The sequence below is a fragment of the Pediococcus argentinicus genome (assembly GCF_001437605.1).
Taxonomy (GTDB): domain Bacteria; phylum Bacillota; class Bacilli; order Lactobacillales; family Lactobacillaceae; genus Pediococcus; species Pediococcus argentinicus.
This window is the reverse complement of record NZ_JQCQ01000080.1, coordinates 1-560: the sequence shown is the minus strand read 5'-3', so window position 1 is coordinate 560 and position 560 is coordinate 1. Positions and strand designations below refer to the sequence as shown.

Sequence of the window (560 nt, the reverse complement as noted above, 5' to 3'; positions counted from 1 at the left end):
ATCGCTGATTGACAGATTTTGGTCGTTGTTCAATGGAAGTCCCACTTGTAAATGTGCCACGATGCTCATTAGCTCGGCGCTGTCGGACATTTCGATTAGGTAGATCAGCCAAGTTGAAAGGTAACCAGCCAAGCTTAAGCCAGTTATAAATTGAAGCGGTTCTCAGGTTAAAAGCTGTCGCAATCGCTTCTGGTGACCAAGTTAAACGTAGGTGGTTGGTAATTAAAATTGTCAATGATGGCGTTAGAATTGAATGGCGACCACAAGCCCGCCCTTTTATGATCTGCGTCTTGTTGCGCTAATTCGGGATCATAGGGTTTGACCCGATCTAATTCATAGCTAATAGTTGATTTGGCAACGCCTAAGGCGTCAGCCATATCTTGGTAAGTATGATGGCCTTCACTGACCAGTTGAGCTAGCGCACCACGTTGAAAACGTGATAAAGTAGAAGTACCCAAAGTAATCACTCCTTATAGCTGGTTGGAATTAACTACTACCATTGTAAGAGATTGCTTTGGGCCTTTTTTTATTTTTGTTCGGATTAATTATAGAATTTGCCA

General features: G+C 42.5%; 1 pseudogene. It reads right to left on the bottom strand.

What is annotated here, in order from left to right:
• Positions 1-458, bottom strand: a pseudogene (locus tag IV88_RS08980) (transposase family protein); the annotation flags it as partial.
• Positions 459-560: the final 102 nt, after the last annotated feature.